At 66.3% G+C, this 14,449-nt stretch carries 17 protein-coding genes and 1 pseudogene; 9 read left to right on the forward strand and 9 right to left on the reverse strand.

Going from position 1 to position 14,449, the window contains the following annotated elements:
• Positions 1 to 1,020: pyridoxal phosphate-dependent aminotransferase (locus AC1D34_RS26535; protein ID WP_476825805.1), on the forward strand; the 1,020-nt coding region annotated here is incomplete at its 5' end.
• Between the two features lie 51 nt (positions 1,021 to 1,071).
• On the forward strand, positions 1,072 to 1,494 hold the full coding sequence (locus AC1D34_RS26540; RefSeq protein WP_476825806.1) for a rhodanese-like domain-containing protein: 423 nt from the start codon (positions 1,072 to 1,074) through the stop codon (positions 1,492 to 1,494).
• On the opposite strand, the gene trmD is transcribed toward AC1D34_RS26540, so the two are convergent.
• The 6 genes and pseudogenes from trmD to ffh all read right to left on the reverse strand — a co-directional run bounded on the left by trmD (position 1,485) and on the right by ffh (position 5,784).
• Positions 1,485 to 2,183 (reverse strand): tRNA (guanosine(37)-N1)-methyltransferase TrmD, encoded by a 699-nt coding sequence (gene trmD / locus AC1D34_RS26545; protein WP_476825807.1) that lies wholly within the window; start codon positions 2,181 to 2,183, stop codon positions 1,485 to 1,487. The two genes, AC1D34_RS26540 and trmD, sit on opposite strands and share 10 nt — an antisense overlap.
• A complete protein-coding gene (locus AC1D34_RS26550; RefSeq protein ID WP_476825808.1) occupies positions 2,180 to 2,863 on the reverse strand; it encodes an HAD family hydrolase in 684 nt (227 codons plus the stop codon). Before AC1D34_RS26550 ends, trmD begins: the two co-directional genes overlap by 4 nt.
• Positions 2,847 to 3,371, reverse strand: a complete 525-nt coding sequence (rimM, locus tag AC1D34_RS26555) for a ribosome maturation factor RimM (RefSeq protein ID WP_441505241.1) — start codon at positions 3,369 to 3,371, stop codon at positions 2,847 to 2,849. The genes AC1D34_RS26550 and rimM overlap by 17 nt, the downstream gene beginning before the upstream one ends.
• Before the next feature lie 65 nt (positions 3,372 to 3,436).
• Positions 3,437 to 3,667, reverse strand: a pseudogene (gene rpsP, locus AC1D34_RS26560) (30S ribosomal protein S16); the annotation flags it as partial.
• Positions 3,668 to 3,679: 12 nt separating this feature from the next.
• On the reverse strand, positions 3,680 to 4,213 hold the full coding sequence (locus tag AC1D34_RS26565) for a GNAT family N-acetyltransferase (RefSeq protein WP_441489441.1): 534 nt from the start codon (positions 4,211 to 4,213) through the stop codon (positions 3,680 to 3,682).
• Positions 4,210 to 5,784, reverse strand: coding sequence for a signal recognition particle protein (gene ffh / locus AC1D34_RS26570; RefSeq protein ID WP_476825809.1), 1,575 nt, complete (start codon positions 5,782 to 5,784; stop codon positions 4,210 to 4,212). Before ffh ends, AC1D34_RS26565 begins: the two co-directional genes overlap by 4 nt.
• A 294-nt stretch (positions 5,785 to 6,078) precedes the next feature.
• Between ffh and AC1D34_RS26575 the strand changes: the two genes are divergently transcribed.
• From AC1D34_RS26575 to AC1D34_RS26595, 5 genes are all read left to right on the forward strand, one after another.
• Entirely contained in the window at positions 6,079 to 6,678 is a 600-nt protein-coding gene (locus AC1D34_RS26575) for a CAP domain-containing protein (protein ID WP_476825810.1), read from the forward strand.
• A gap of 35 nt (positions 6,679 to 6,713) precedes the next feature.
• On the forward strand, positions 6,714 to 7,148 hold the full coding sequence (locus AC1D34_RS26580; protein WP_476825811.1) for a hypothetical protein: 435 nt from the start codon (positions 6,714 to 6,716) through the stop codon (positions 7,146 to 7,148).
• 108 nt (positions 7,149 to 7,256) lie between these two features.
• The gene (locus AC1D34_RS26585) at positions 7,257 to 7,883 is read left to right on the forward strand and encodes a LysE family translocator (RefSeq protein WP_441489445.1); all 627 of its coding nucleotides are present in this window, start codon (positions 7,257 to 7,259) and stop codon (positions 7,881 to 7,883) included.
• Between the two features lie 17 nt (positions 7,884 to 7,900).
• Positions 7,901 to 8,503, forward strand: coding sequence for a class I SAM-dependent methyltransferase (locus AC1D34_RS26590; RefSeq protein ID WP_476825812.1), 603 nt, complete (start codon positions 7,901 to 7,903; stop codon positions 8,501 to 8,503).
• 87 nt (positions 8,504 to 8,590) lie between these two features.
• Entirely contained in the window at positions 8,591 to 9,649 is a 1,059-nt protein-coding gene (locus tag AC1D34_RS26595; RefSeq protein WP_441489447.1) for an MBL fold metallo-hydrolase, read from the forward strand.
• Between the two features lie 75 nt (positions 9,650 to 9,724).
• On the opposite strand, the gene AC1D34_RS26600 is transcribed toward AC1D34_RS26595, so the two are convergent.
• A complete protein-coding gene (locus AC1D34_RS26600; RefSeq protein ID WP_476825813.1) occupies positions 9,725 to 10,234 on the reverse strand; it encodes a GyrI-like domain-containing protein in 510 nt (169 codons plus the stop codon).
• A gap of 559 nt (positions 10,235 to 10,793) precedes the next feature.
• Here AC1D34_RS26600 and dapF point away from each other — a divergent pair.
• Both dapF and mtaB read left to right on the forward strand, forming a co-directional pair.
• Positions 10,794 to 11,678 carry a diaminopimelate epimerase gene (gene dapF, locus AC1D34_RS26605; protein WP_476825814.1) on the forward strand — a complete coding sequence of 295 codons (885 nt, stop codon included), beginning with the start codon at positions 10,794 to 10,796 and terminating at the stop codon, positions 11,676 to 11,678.
• The gene (mtaB, locus tag AC1D34_RS26610; protein ID WP_476825815.1) at positions 11,678 to 12,952 is read left to right on the forward strand and encodes a tRNA (N(6)-L-threonylcarbamoyladenosine(37)-C(2))-methylthiotransferase MtaB; all 1,275 of its coding nucleotides are present in this window, start codon (positions 11,678 to 11,680) and stop codon (positions 12,950 to 12,952) included. Before dapF ends, mtaB begins: the two co-directional genes overlap by 1 nt.
• Before the next feature lie 24 nt (positions 12,953 to 12,976).
• Here the strand turns inward: mtaB and AC1D34_RS26615 are convergent, their stop codons facing one another.
• Together AC1D34_RS26615 and AC1D34_RS26620 are read right to left on the reverse strand one after the other, a co-directional pair.
• A complete protein-coding gene (locus AC1D34_RS26615) occupies positions 12,977 to 14,083 on the reverse strand; it encodes a sulfite oxidase (RefSeq protein WP_476825816.1) in 1,107 nt (368 codons plus the stop codon).
• A gap of 108 nt (positions 14,084 to 14,191) precedes the next feature.
• Positions 14,192 to 14,449, reverse strand: a 258-nt coding sequence (locus tag AC1D34_RS26620; protein WP_476825817.1) for an AMP-binding enzyme, incomplete at its 5' end; no start/stop codon positions are given.

Consider the following 14,449-nt stretch of genomic DNA (forward strand, 5'->3'; position numbering starts at 1 on the left):
ACGAAGTACACGCCGGTCTCCGGCATTCCGCAGCTGCGCGAGGCGATCACCCGCAAGCTGAAGCGCGAGAACGGCCTCGACTACAAGCCGAGCCAGACGATCGTCTCCACCGGCGGCAAGCATGTCATCTACAACGCGCTCCTCGCCACCCTGAACCCCGGCGACGAGGTCATCTGCATCTCGCCCTACTGGGTCAGCTATCCCGAGATGGTTGCGCTCTGCGGTGGCACGCCGACCTTCGCCGAGACCCGCATCGAGAACGAGTTCAAGCTCCAGCCGGAGGATCTCGAGAAGGCGATCACCCCCAGGACCAAGTGGGTCATCCTGAACTCGCCTTCGAACCCATCGGGCGCCGCCTATAGCCACGCCGAGATGAAGCGGCTCACGGATGTGCTGATGCGCCATCCTCATGTCTGGGTGCTGACCGACGACATGTACGAGCACCTGGTCTATGGCGACTTCCAGTTCGTCACGCCCGCTCAGGTCGAACCCGGTCTCTACGAGCGCACGCTGACCATGAACGGCGTCTCGAAATCCTACGCCATGACCGGCTGGCGCATCGGCTACGCTGCCGGCCCGCAGCATCTGATGAACGCCATGGACCTCGTCCAGGGCCAGCAGACCTCCGGCACCTCGGCGATTTCGCAATGGGCGGCGGTCGAGGCCCTCGACGGTACGCAGGAGCACATTCCGGTCTTCCGGAAGGCCTTCGAGCGTCGCCGCGATCTCGTGGTCTCGATGCTGAACCAGACGCGCGGCCTCAAGTGCCCGACGCCGGAAGGCGCGTTCTACGTCTATCCCGATTGCTCGGCGCTGATCGGCAAGAAGCTGCCGAACGGCAAGGTGATCGAGACCGACGAAGACCTCGTCATGGGCCTTCTCGAGACGGAAGCCGTCGCGGCCGTCCACGGCTCCTCCTTCGGCCTTGGGCCCAATTTTCGCATCTCCTACGCCACCTCGGACGAGAAGCTGGAAGAAGCCTGCCGCCGCATCCAGCGCTTCTGCGCCGAGCTGCGCTGAGCCGGCGATCGTGAATTGCCGCGGGCGCGCCACTCGGCTAGCGCTTGCGGCATGAACCGCCGCTCCTTTCTGATCCTGACGGCCGCCCCGCTCCTCGCGGGGGCGGCCGTGGCGCAATCTGGCCCTCCGTCGCTCTCCGTGCGGCAGGCCTATGACGGAGCCAAGGCCGGCACGCTGATTCTCCTCGATATCCGGACACCAGAGGAATGGGCCGATACCGGCGTGCCGGTCGGCGCCATCAGGCTGGATATGGAGGCCAGCGCCTTCGAGGCGCGGCTTGCCGCGCTACGGCTCGAGAATCCCGGCAAGACCATCGCGCTGATCTGCCGTACCGGAAACCGCAGCAGCTCGCTGCAGCGCAAGCTCGCCGGCCGCGGCTGGCGTGACATTGTCGACGTCCGCGGCGGCCTGCTCGGCAATCYCGGCGACAAGGGTTGGCTGGCCGAGCAGTTGCCGGTGGCGGCCTATCCCTGAGATTTACGGCCCGAAAGCAGGTCCGGCCGCCTTTCGCGCGTGATCGCCTCAGCCTGCTCGCGCCGCCAGCGGGCGATGCGAGCGTGATCTCCCGACAGCAGCGCCTCGGGCAGTCCCCTGCCCTCCCACTCGCGCGGGCGCGTATAGTGCGGATATTCGAGCAGGCCGTTCTCGAAACTCTCCTCCGAACCGGAGGCTTCCTTGCCCATCACGCCGGGGATCAGGCGCACGCAAGCATCCAGCAGCACCATCGCCGCCATCTCGCCGCCGGAGAGGATGTAGTCGCCGATCGAGACCTCGGTCAGGCCGCGCCCCTCGATCACGCGTTCATCCACGCCCTCGAAGCGCCCACAGACGATGACCACGCCATCGCCGGCCACCCAATCGCGGACCTGGCGCTGATCCAGCCTGCGCCCGCGCGGGGACATCAGCAGGCGCGGTCTTGGATCGTCGACCGGAACCGCCGCATCGATCGCCGCTGCCAGCACGTCGCAGCGCAGCACCATGCCGGCACCGCCGCCAGCCGGGTTGTCGTCGACATTGCGATGACGGCCGATGCCGTGGTCGCGGATCTGGTGGGTATCGAGCTGCCACAATCCCTTGCGCAATCCCTCCCCCGCCAGGGAAGCACCGAGCGGGCCGGGAAACATCTCGGGATAGAGGGTCAGGATCGAGGCATGAAAGCTCATGCCGAAGCAAAGCGCAGCGACGGATGCCCGTCCAGCGCTGCGAAATCCCTGGCACTGCCGATGACATTGTCGAAGCCTGAGAAGGCCCCCGCCTCGAGCATCGTCAGGATCGCGACGGCGCGCATGCCGGCGCGCTTCGCGGCCTCGACGCCCAGCGGCGCGTCCTCGAAGACGAGGCAGCTTTCGGGAGCCACGCCCATGCGCTCGGCGGCCGCCAGGAACATGTCGGGATGCGGCTTGCCCCGAAACCCCTGCGATGGGGAGACGATCGTGGCGAAGCGCGAGCGCAGACCAAGCGTATCGAGCACGAGGTCGATATTGGCCGGCGGCGCAGCGGAAGCGACCGCCATTGGAATCCCGGCAGTCTCGGCGCGCGCCATCAGAGCGAGCAGACCAGACAACGCCGCGACATGGGGGCGATAGGCCGCGCGATAGAGTTCTTCCTTGCGCAGCCCGCGCGCTTCGAGCTCAGCCTCCTCAGCCTCCGGGAAATAGGCAGAAAGGATTTCGAGATTGGCCTTGCCGGCGGTGCGGCTGAAGAAGCTTGCCCGGTCGAAGGCGAGATTCTCGGTCTTGTGCCACGCCTCCCAGGCATCATCGTGGAAGCGCATGTTGTCGACGATGGTGCCATCCATGTCGAAGATCAGGGCGCGGATCGAGGTCTCACTTGTCATCGACATCCTCGAACAATCCGGCCGGAGGGTCCGCTTCGATGCGTCGCGCTGCAATGTCGATTCGGGGTGTGAAGGCCTTGGTGAACGGCATCAGCACGGAGCGGCCATCCGGAGTGCGGATGTCAAGCAGGTCGCCGGCGCCATAATTGTCGACGGACGTGACCTCGCCGAGAGGCTCGCCTTGCGGCCCGACCACGGAACAGCCGACCAGATCGGCCTGGAGGAACTCGTCCTCATCATCGGCCGGCGGCAGGTTTGCTCGCTCGGTATGGAGCTTGAGCCCAGTCAGGGTCTCGGCCGCCTCGCGGCTGGTCACGCCCTTCAGGCGGGCGATGACCACTTCCTTGGCGGGCCTGATCTCCGCGATCTCGAAACGGCGGCCGTGATCGTCGATCAGCGCGCCATAGGCCGCGATATCGAGCGGATCGGCCGTGAAGGCCTTGATCCGCACCTCGCCTTTGACGCCATGCGGCGCCCCGACGATGCCGAGCAGGACGAGTTCGTTATCAGCCATCAAACGCCATTCCGGGTCACCGCGAAGCGAGCAGCCCGGAACCCATAATCACCAAGGGGTAAAGGAAGAAATCGGCGCCGGGGGGGGGGGGGGGGGGCGCCCTTGGCGAGCCAGGCCTTGGCCTTCTCGAGGTCGAGCACGACGCGCTCCGGCGAATCCTTCGCCTTCATCGGATCATAGGCGCCGATCTTCTCGATGAAGCGGCCATCGCGCGGCGAACGGGCGTCGGCGACGACGATGCGGTAATAGGGGCGCTTCTTGGCGCCGCCGCGGGTGAGGCGGATCTTCAGGGACATGATAATCTCCAGTCAGTTCAGGTTTGCAGGCTTCTGTTTCGCAGGCTCGGCAGCCGGATGCCGGTAGATGCCGACCTCCCAGCCACGGATCACGAAGGGTTTCTCGAATCTGGCGCCGAGACGCTCGGCAACCTGGATCGAGGGTCGATTGTCGGGGTGGATGAAGCTCATCAGCGTCGTCCAACCCAAGTCACGATAGGCATAGTCACGGGCGCGCAGAGCGGCTTCGGTCGCGTAGCCGCGCCCATGCTCACCTGCGAAAAGGCTCCAGCCGATTTCCGGCTCGGGCCAGCCCTCCGGGGAGAGCAGCCCACACCAGCCGACGAGCCGGCTGTCTTCCTTGGCCTCGAGGGCCCAGAGACCGAAACCAAGCAGGGACCAATGGCCGGCCATGCTGGCAAAGCGACGCCACGAATCCTCGCGCCCGCTGGCGCCACCGACRAAACGGGTCAGCTGCTCGTCGCCCAGGAACGCGGCCACGCGATCGAAATCGCCCTTGGCCCAGCCGCGCATCACCAGGCGCTCGGTCTCGAGGACGGGGATCACTTCTTCTTCCCGCCGAACGGATTGCCGCCGAGACCAGGCAGGCCGCCCAATCCGGGCAGTTTCGGCATCATGCCGGCAGGCGGCGTCACGCCCTTGGGCAGGCCGGGGAAACCGCCCGGCGGCAACGAAGGCAGCCCGCCGCCAGCGCCGAGCTGCTTCTGCAGCTCCGCGAGCTGGGCCGGGTCCATCTTGGACGGATCAGGCATGCCCGGCGGTAATCCGCCGCCGCCCATGCCGAACATCTGGCCAAGCTTACCGAGCATGCCGCCCTTCTGCTTCGACATCGCCTTCATTGCGTCGGCCATACCGCGGTGCATCTTGAGCAACTTGTTGATCGACTCTGCCGAGGTACCTGACCCTGCCGCGATGCGCTTCTTGCGGCTGTTCTTGAGAAGGTCGGGGTTCTTGCGTTCGGCCGGCGTCATCGAGTCGATCGCCGCGATCATGCGTTTGAACATCTGGTCGCCCACGCCAGAACTGGCGAGCTGGCTCTGAGCCTGCTTCATCCCGGGCAGCATACCCATGATGCCACCGAGCCCGCCCATCTTCTCCATCTGCTGCAACTGCGTGCGCATGTCGGAGAGATCGAAATTGCCCTTTGCCATGCGCTGGGCGACGGCCTGCGCCTGCTCGGCATCGATCGTCTCGGCCGCCTTCTCGACGAGCGAAACGATGTCGCCCATGCCGAGGATACGATTGGCGACCCGCGAGGGATGGAAATCCTCGAGGGCATCGGTCTTTTCGCCCGTGCCGACCAGCTTGATCGGCTTACCGGTGACGGCGCGCATCGAGAGCGCCGCGCCACCGCGCGAATCGCCATCCATACGGGTCAGCACGATGCCGGTGAGCCCAACGCGCGCGTCGAAGGCGCGCGCCGTATTGACCGCGTCCTGGCCGGTCAGCGCGTCGGCAACGAGCAGCACCTCATGCGGGTTCGTCGCAGCCTTCACATCGGCGACTTCCGTCATCAGCGCCTCGTCGAGCGTGACGCGACCGGCGGTGTCGAGCATGACGACATCGAAGCCGCCGAGCTTGCCGGCCTCGATCGCGCGGCGCGCGRTCTGGACGGCCGACTGGCCGGCGACGATCGGCAGCGTATCAACACCGACCTGCTGGCCGAGGATAGCCAACTGTTCCATGGCGGCGGGGCGGCGCGTGTCGAGCGAGGCCATCAGCACCCGCTTCTTGTGCCGGTCGCTGAGGCGCTTGGCGATCTTGGCGGTCGAGGTCGTCTTGCCCGAACCCTGCAGGCCGACCATCAGGATCGGCACCGGCGGCACCGAATCGAGCGTGATGCCTTCGCCCTCGCCGCCAAGGGTGTCGATCAGGACGTCGTTGACGATCTTGATGACCTGCTGGCCGGGCGTGACCGATTTCAGAACCTCGGCGCCGACCGCGCGCTCACGTACCTTGTCGGTGAAACTGCGCACGACCTCGAGCGCGACATCCGCCTCCAGCAGCGCGCGGCGAACCTCGCGCAGGGCTGCGTTGACGTCGTCCTCGGTCAGCGAGCCCCTGCGGGTCAGGCCCGAGAGGATGCCGGAGAGTCTGTCGCTCAATGTGCCGAACATGCGGCCCCTTGTCGGTTTTGTACGGCACTTTCGTCCAACAGAACGGACATCACCCCCAAGCGGTTTCGCGCCCGAGGGCGCAGACGCGCTGTCGGGCGTTGACCTCCGGGCTCTCATGGCTCATGCGAGCGGCCCGGTCGGCGGATGCGGTCTCGTCGATGTCGGCGAAACGAATTCTGGGGTTAAAGCGTCAGAATGTGGCGAAAGTCAAGATTGCGGACGCATGGTGGCAATCTCGCCGCGATTGACCGCTAGCTGATCTGACCCGATCAACAACAGAATCGTCCTGATCGCATGACCCGAACCGCTGCTGCCGCCCTTCTCGCCACCGCCCTCCTGGCCGCTGGCTGCGCCACCGAACCGCTGCGCACGGGCCCCATCAATCCGAAATCGGCCGAGAAGCTGGCCGCGGTACAGCTCGACCGCGCCGCAGCAGCGCGAATCCTGAACAACTATCGCGCCAGTCTCGGCCTCGGCCCCGTGCGGCTCGACCCCACGTTGACGGCGATGGCCCAGCGCCAGGCCGACGCGATGGTCGCCGGCAACGCGCTCTCGCACGATGTCGGCGGCAACTTCACGGCCCGCGTGCATGCGGCCGGACTGAATACGGGCCGTGCAGCCGAGAATCTGGGAGGCGGCTACTATTCAACCGAGGAGGCTTTTGCGGGGTGGCGTCAATCGTCGGGACATGACGCGAATCTGCGCATGCCCGAGGCGACGCGCTTCGGCATTGCGCTGGCAAAGGACCCGCGCACTCAGTATCGCGCCTATTGGGCTCTGGTTGTCGCAGCTGATCCGCAGCCCCGTAGGACGGTAGATGCCGGGCCGCTCGTTCCGGTGGAAAGTTTACGCAGGGTTCGCGCTGAAGGTGACAGGCAGATTGCAGGGCGGTAGTTGTCGCGTCCCCCCTTTTGAATACGGATTGCGAGATGCCTTACGCTGCGCCGAAATCGATCGCCCTTGCGGCAGCCTCCCTGTTTGTCGGCCTGTCCCAGGCTCAAGCTCAGGCCMAACCCTGCGCCAGCAACTTCAAATCGGCCGGTGTTCCGATGCTCACCGCCCTCACCTACCGGACCTGGGATCTCATCCCCAACCGGGCGCCGGCCGTGGTGCTGCCCGCGCTTGCCAGGGCCGTGGCGGCCGACGGCTTCGACGGCATCCAGGTCGACAAATCACTCGGCACGATTTCCGCCCTCCAGGAAGTGACCGGATCCGGCCGCCCGCAAACGCTTCGCGTGACCGCACGCCCGAGCGGCAAGGGTACGCGGGTCGACATCGTCTTCACCGTGCAGCCGGGACAGATCGCGGAGGAAGGCGGCACCCGCGCGGCGATGTGCAAATTCATCTCGAGCGCTCGTCGCTGAGGCCGCATTACGCGCCTCGCAGCGGCCGCGGCGGTTGAGGCTGCGGCGGCCTCTTTACAAAGTCTCGCGCCTCGGGATTGCTCGGGCTGCAACCTCGGGAGCCTCGCCATGACCTTCGAAGCCTGGGCCGCCTTCGCGGCCGCAACCGCCGTCCTGCTCGTTATCCCGGGCCCTACGATCCTGCTCGTGATGTCCTATGCCCTGGGCCAGGGCTGGCGCACCGCCTTCCCGATGGCAGTCGGCGTCGCGCTCGGCGATTTCACCGCAATGACGCTCTCGATGCTCGGGGTCGGCGCTTTGCTGGCAGCCTCGGCGACTGTGTTCACCGCGCTGAAATGGGTTGGCGCAGCCTATCTCGTCTATCTCGGCGTGAAACTCTTCCGCGCCGGCGGGAGCCTGAATGCCGAACCCCGCAAGGATGCTGCCTCGGCCTTGAAGATGCTCGGCCATGCCTGGCTGGTGACAGCTCTCAACCCGAAGAGCATCACCTTCTTCGTCGCCTTCCTGCCGCAGTTTCTCGACGCCAAGGCCGATTTCTGGACACAGATGCTGATCTTCGAGGCAACCTTCATCACGCTCGCCTTCGCCAATGCATTGGGCTACGCACTGATCGCCTCGCGTGCCCGTTCGGTGGTCAGCAATCCGCGTGCGATCGGCCTGTTCAACAAGGCCGGCGGAACGCTCCTGATCGGTGCCGGCATCGCGACCGTGGCGATGCGCTCGGGCAACCACTGACAATGGGCAGAGCCAGCATGCGCGACGGCAAGGACAGCCACACGCTCGATTTCTACGCGAGCGAGGCCGAAGCCTATGCGTCGCGCGGCCAGGCGGCGAGCCGCGCGAAGCTTCAGGGCTTCATGTCGTTGCTGCCGCCCGGCGGACGCGTGCTCGAGCTTGGATGCGGCGCCGGACAGGACAGCGAGGCGCTGCTGGCGCAGGGCTTCGACGTCTTGCCGACCGATGGCTCTCCAGAACTCGCGGCACAGGCAGAGCGCCGCCTCGGTCGTCCGGTGGCTGTCCTCCTGTTCGAGGACCTCGCCGAGCATGAGGCCTTTGACGGAATCTGGGCCAATGCCTGCCTGCTCCACGTCCCCCGTGCGGCCCTGCCTGCCATGATCGCACGCGTGCATGCCGCGCTGAAACCTGGCGGCGTCTTCTATGCCAGCTTCAAGGCTGGAGAGCAGGACGGCCGCGACCGCTTCGGCCGCTATTTCAACTACCCGTCGCCCGAATGGCTGCGCGGCGCGTACGGCACTGGGCGCTGGTCCAGGCTCGACATCGTCGAGGAAACCGGGAGCGGCTATGACCGCGAGCCCACCGATTGGCYGCATGTCACAGCGTTCAAGATGCCGTGACGATGCGGTTTCCTGTGGGCCGGGCTCTCTTTCCGGGGCAGGATCGTAGGGCTTGACCCCGCCGCAACAGGCCCCACTTCTCCCGCCATGAACCGCCGCAAACTCCTCTCGCTTCTCGGTGTCTCCGCCTTGCTCAGCTCGACTGGCATGGCCTGGGCCGCATTCTCACGCTCGCGCAACCCCTATTACCAAGGGCCGGTCAGCGAGAATTTCGACGGACTGCGCTTCACCGATGGCCGGCCGGTCAACAAGGGCCTGCTCGACGTCCTGAGATGGCAGACCTCGAAGCGCGAGCGTGAGGCCTTTCCGGCGCATTACCCGGCCCCGACGCAGGACAAGCCACCTGCGCGTGTCGAGGGCCTGCGCATCGTCCATCTCGGCCACGCCTCGTTCCTCTACCAGATCGCCGGGCTCAATGTGCTGGTCGACCCGGTCTATTCCGAGCGCGCCAGCCCCTTCTCCTTCGCTGGCCCACGACGCGTGAACGCTCCGGGCGTCGCCTTCGACGACCTGCCGAAGATAGATGTCGTGCTGATCACGCATAATCATTACGACCATCTCGACCTCGCGGCACTCGATGCCCTCCACCGGCGCGACAAGCCGCGCATGATCATGCCGCTCGGCAACGACACGATCATCCGCGCCCGCAATCCCGCCATCCACGCCGAGGCCTATGACTGGAAAGCGAAGGTCGCCCTGTCCGACGCCGTCTCCGCGACATTGGTTCCGACCTATCACTGGTCGGCGCGCGGCGCGCTCGACCGCCGCATGGCGCTCTGGTGCTCCTTCGTCATCGAAACCCCACTGGGCAAGGTCTTCCATATCGGCGATACCGGCTATCACGATGGCTCGCTCTACGAGCGGCTCGGTGCCGAGCATGGCCCGTTCCGCCTGGCCGTGCTGCCGATCGGCGCTTACGAGCCGCGTTGGTTCATGGGCGACAACCACATGAATCCGGAAGAAGCCGTCAGGGTCATGCTCTCGCTACGCGCCGAGCAGGCGCTCGGACACCACTGGGGCACATTCCAACTGACCGACGAAGGCATCGAGCGTCCGCCCGAAGCCCTGAAGCTCGCCCTTGCGCAAGCGAACCTGCCCGAGGAGCGCTTTCGGCCGATGCGCCCCGGACTGAGCTGGAACGCCTGAGGACGTTCTGCTGGCGGCACATCGCGACCGGCTGAGAGCTGCCGACCGAAGCAAGGTGCTCGCTCAAGCCAAAGCCTATTGCGGTTGCACGTAGACGTTGATCTCGAGGTTCGGATCGCCCGGGTCCTTGAGATCGGTGACATATTCCTCGAGGAAAGCGTCCTTCACCTTGATGTTCTTGGCCTCGAGATAGGCCGTGATCGTCTCATAGGTGGAATCGATGTCGTCATAGGGCGCCGTATGCACGAAACGCAGCGAGAGCCCAGCCGGGCTCGTGCTCGACCGCACGCCATTGGCAAGCGGCACCGCACCGTCGGGCGCCCGGTCCACAGGCAGCATCGCCTCGAAGCGGAAGCCGCTATCGTCCGTCTCGACGAAGAGCGTCAGCGGCCGGCCCGCGACCGAAAGCGCCGATCGTGAGGCCTGCTCGCGCAGGACACGGAAACTCTCGACCAAACGCTGGAAGCCCTGATCCCAGCTGGACTGGCCAGAGATCGCGAGCACCGGCTTGGGCACCAGTTGCACCTCGTCGACATCGCTCGGGTCGCCCGGTTTGCCCGCGAGCGTCGCGTTCGGGTCGGGCACAACGGTCGACTGCCGCTGCTGCGGTGCGACCGGAGGAGCGGGAAGCGGCKGAGCGGGCGGCGCCTCCGGCGTGGCCGGGGCAGGAACCGGAGGCGGAGGCGGCGCGGGAGGTGGCGGCGCAGCGCCCTGCGGTATCGGCCCGCTCGGCACCGGCTGGCCCGCCGATGGCGGCGGCGTCACAGGCGGTGCCGGCAGCGGCACGGGCGGGGGCGTCAGGCTGTCTGCCGGGGCCTGTGTCGGCGCCTGCACGGGCACGGCCTGGACTGGAGCCGGGCTCGGCGATGCGGCGCCCGGCGGCGGCGCAAGGGGAGCAGCCTCCACCGGCGTGGGCGGAGCCACCCTGGTTTGTGCGATGGCGAGGGAGCCGGCGGCGAATACGCCTGCGACAGCCAGAATTCCAACCCGGAAATGCCGCATCATCTTAGCCCTGACAGAGAGGAGCGATTCGCGCCCTTGCGCCGCAGCATAGAATGTCCGTGAGCGCGCAGGAACGGCTGGAAGGGTGGCTTTTTCGCGTCAGCTCCCTCATATAGCCGCTCTTTGTTGGACCTGTGACCAAATGAACGCATTGGCGCATCGCCGGTTCCTGAAAATGAACGGGCTCGGCAACCAGATCACCGTGCTCGACCTGCGCGGCACAAAGCTGAAAGTCAGCGAAGCGGAGGCGCGTGCCATCGCTGCGGAGCCGCGCGCGCATTTCGACCAATTGATGGTGCTGCACGATGCGCGCACGCCCGGCACGGATGCCTTCATCCGCATCTACAACACGGACGGCTCGGAAGCCGGCGCTTGCGGCAATGGCACGCGCTGCGTCGCCTGGGCCATGCTGGCCGATCCCCGGATGGGTGACGGCAACCGGAGCGAGCTGCTGCTGGAAACCAAGTCGGGGCTGCTCCCCGCCTCGCGCATCGACGATCTCGTCTTCACCGTCGACATGGGCCGGCCGAAGCTGGCCTGGGACGAGATCCCGCTGGCAGACCCGTTCCACGATACCAGCCGCTTCGAGCTGCAGATCGGGCCGATCGACGAGCCGATCCTGCACACGCCTTGCGCGGTCAATATGGGCAACCCCCACGCCGTCTTCTTTGTGGACGATCCCTACGCCTTCAACCTGGAGCAGATCGGCCCGCTGCTCGAAAACCACCCGATTTTCCCCGATCGGGCCAATATCGAGTTGGCCGCGGTGAAGGCTCCCGACCATATCGTGCTGCGCGTCTGGGAACGCGGGGCCGGCATCACCCAGGCTTGCGGCTCCGGCGCGTGTGCCGCGCTCGTCGCCGCCGTGCGGCGCGAACTGTCGGCGCGCAAGGCGGTGGTCAGCTTGCCGGGCGGCGATCTCATCATCGAATGGCGCGCAAGCGACAACCATGTCCTGATGACCGGCCCGGTCGCGTTCGAGTGGGAGGGCGTGCTCGAGCCGGCGCTGTTCGAAAGCGCGACTTGATGACGCTCGAAGTCGTCACCTTCGGCTGTCGCCTCAATATCGTCGAGAGCGAGGCAATCAGGACGCAGGCGGAGGCAGCCGGCCTTGGCAACGTCGCGATCGTCAACTCCTGTGCCGTGACGACGGAGGCCATGCGGCAAGCACGCCAGGCCGTCCGGCGTCTCAAGCGCGAACAGCCTGACAGGCCCGTCATCGTGACCGGATGCGGCGCGCAGGTCGAATCCGGCGTCTTCGCGGCAATGCCGGAGACCGCGCGCATCCTCGGCAACGCCGAAAAGATGCGGGCCGAGACCTGGATATCGCTCGCCCGTTCGAACAGCCTGGTTTCGGACGCCGAGGTCAATCCCGAGGACAAGACGACCGTCTCCGACATCATGCGCGAGACCACGCTGCAGACGCTGTCCCCCAACGCCTTTGCAGCTCATACCCGCGGCTTTGTTCAGGTCCAGAACGGCTGCGACCATCGCTGCACCTTCTGTGTCATTCCTTACGGCCGGGGCAACTCACGCTCGCTCGGCGTCGCAGCGATCCTCGGCCAGTGCCGCAAGCTGGTTGAGAATGGCGCCCGTGAAATCGTGCTGACCGGCGTCGACCTGACGAGCTATGGCCGGGACCTGCCGGAGCTCCCGACGCTCGGCGAACTTGTGCAGACCATCCTGCGCGCCCTGCCCGCCCTGCCGCGCCTGCGCCTCTCCTCGATCGACGCGGTCGAGGTCGACGATGCGTTGCGCCAGGCCATTGCGACCGAACCGCGGCTGATGCCGCATCTGCATCTCTCGCTCCAGGCCGGCGACGACCTCATCCTGAAGCGGATGAAGCGGCGCCATTGCCGCGAAGACGCCGTCCGGTTTTGCGCGGAGATGCGGGAGCTGCGCCCCGACATCGTCTTCGGCGCCGATCTCATTGCCGGATTTCCGACCGAGGATGAGGCGATGTTCGCCCGCTCGCTCTCGCTGATCGACGAATGCGGCCTGAGCTATGTTCACGCCTTCCCCTATTCGGCTCGGCCCGGCACCCCGGCCGCCCGAATGCCGCAACTGCCTGGCGAGATCGTCAGCGACCGGGCCGCACGCCTGCGCGCCGCGGCACAGGCCGCCCATGCGCGCCATCTGCAGGCCCGTATCGGCCGGCCGCTCAGCGTGCTGACGGAACGCGGCAATACGGGCCGCGCCGAGGATTTCACGCTGCTCCGTTTCGCGCGCGATGTGGCGGCCGGCGAGATCGTCGAAGCCTGCGCCACCGCCGCGAATGGCAATGCCCTGCTGGCAGCCTGACAGCGAAGGCGCAGAACGGCGCGATCAGTGCACCATTCCGGCTACGCGGTGGACCTGATTGTTGCAGTACCCGCGCGGATTCCAGGGCGTCTCGAGTGGCTGAACCCGGCCTTCGACATCCCGCGCGCGAGCCATGATCGTCGCCGGCCCGGCCTCCGCAATGGTCAGCATCGTCTGGAAACGGCGCCAGGCGAATGCGCCTTCCGCCGGCTCGAGTGCGACGTCGCACCAGGTATTGCCGCCATCGAACGATAGGTCCATCGCCGCTATCGAGACCGCTCCGCTCCAGGCAAAGCCGCGAACCGCGAATGGCGTTCCGGCCACAGCCGTGAAGCCCTCAAGGGGCGCCGTGACCAGCGACTTCACAGGCATGTCGGTGAGGACGGCGAACAGGCTTTCGTCGATCGCTTCACCCGGGCGCATCGGCACGACCGGCATGCGATAATCGGTGCCCCGCATTTTCTCGCCGTCATGCTCGCGAGGGCGGATGGTGATCCGGTCCAGCCATTTCTGCCAGGCAGAGCCCGGAAAGCCGGGCGCGACAATGCGCAGCGGTCCGCCATGCAGACGCGGCAACGGCTCGTCGTTCATCGCGAAGGCGACAAGCGTCTCATCGCTCATCGCCTTGGCGATCGGCAGGCCACGCGAGAGCGCGTCCTTGGTTTCGTCCTTGATCGCACGGTCGGGGCTGTAATGCGCCGTATAGACAGCGCTGGGCAGCAAACCCGCATGAGCCAGCAGGTCCTTGAGCCGAACCCCGGTCCAGCGCGCGCAGCCCACCGCGCCGAGCCGCCATTGCAGCCCGTCGGTCCTGGGCGAGAACTGCACGCGCCCGTTGCCGGCGCATTCGAGCACGGCGGTGACGGTGACGGTCTCGAACTCGCGCTGCAGTTCCTGAAGCGTCCAAGTCGCCGGCCGCTCGACCTCCCCGTCGAGCGTCAGCGTCCATGCTTCAGGGGCAGCAATCTCAGGCAAGGCGCCATTGTTGCGAATGAAGAAAGCATCGACCGGTGTGATCGGAGTATCGAGCAGCCCGATCGCCGGCTCGGCATTCAGCGCCTCCTCGTCATGGACATAGAGCCCGGGCTTGAGGCGGCGCAGCAGCGGCAGTTCGATGAGTCGACGGGGCAAATAGCTGCCTTGTTCCGAGCGGGCGGGAAGGTCGGCGCTGCACGATCACGGCCACCGGATTCCGCGCAAACGCTAGTCAAACCCACCCGCTCGATCAAGTCGTGCCGTTCAGCCCTTGGCAGTGACCTCCTCGCGCAGGGCGCGGCGCAGCACCTTGCCGACATTGGTCTTCGGCAGGCTGTCACGGAAGATGATCTGCTTCGGCACCTTGTAGCCGGTGAGATTGTCCTTGCAGAAGCTGCGCAACTCCTCGGCTGTCAGGCTGGCGTCCCTCTTGACCACGAAAGCCGTCACCGCCTCACCGGAATGCTCGTCGGGCAGGCCGATGACGGCAGATTCGAGCACGCCCGGATGGGTGGCGAGGAC

This window comes from Allobosea sp. P1_A7, assembly GCF_056406775.1.